This window comes from Chromohalobacter sp. 296-RDG (genome assembly GCF_029889885.1).
GTDB lineage: Bacteria > Pseudomonadota > Gammaproteobacteria > Pseudomonadales > Halomonadaceae > Chromohalobacter.
Window position 1 is genome coordinate 1 of record NZ_JARANY010000318.1, and the last position, 505, is coordinate 505.

The 505-nt window shown below is 46.7% G+C and carries 1 protein-coding gene; it reads left to right on the forward strand.

Annotated elements, in window-relative coordinates; genetic code table 11:
• On the forward strand, positions 1 to 355 hold a 355-nt coding region (locus OP495_RS18745), incomplete at its 5' end, for a glycosyltransferase family 1 protein (RefSeq protein ID WP_280571300.1).
• Positions 356 to 505: the final 150 nt, after the last annotated feature.

The following is a 505-nucleotide window of genomic DNA, read 5'->3' on the forward strand; positions in this document are numbered from 1 at the left end:
GTTTATGGGTGATGTTGATGAAAGAGCGTTGCCGTCCTTATATAAAGGTGCCCGAGGCCTTCTTTTTCCATCGTTATACGAAGGTTTTGGCCTTCCGGTTCTCGAAGCCATGGCTTGTGGGACTCCTGTCCTTACGTCTAATGTTACTTCACTACCTGAAGTCGCTGGGGATGCCGCTCTTCTTGTTGATCCAGCGCGTATCGAAGAGATAGCGAGTGGAATTGAACAGCTAGAAAATGATAAGCAGCTTAGGGCAGAGCTCATTGCGAAAGGCTTGGAAAGGGTTAAGGGCTTTACTTGGGATATAACGGCAAGAAAAGTACAGGAAGTTCTGGATAGTGCCAAGAACTCATGATCATGGGGCGTGTAGATGAAAGTTGCGGTGGTTCATGACTGGTTAATCACGTACGCTGGGGCAGAGCGTGTTGTAGAGCAAGTTCTTGCTTTATACCCTTCAGCCGAGATTTTTTCGATGGTAGATTTTATACCTCATGATCAGCGAGAT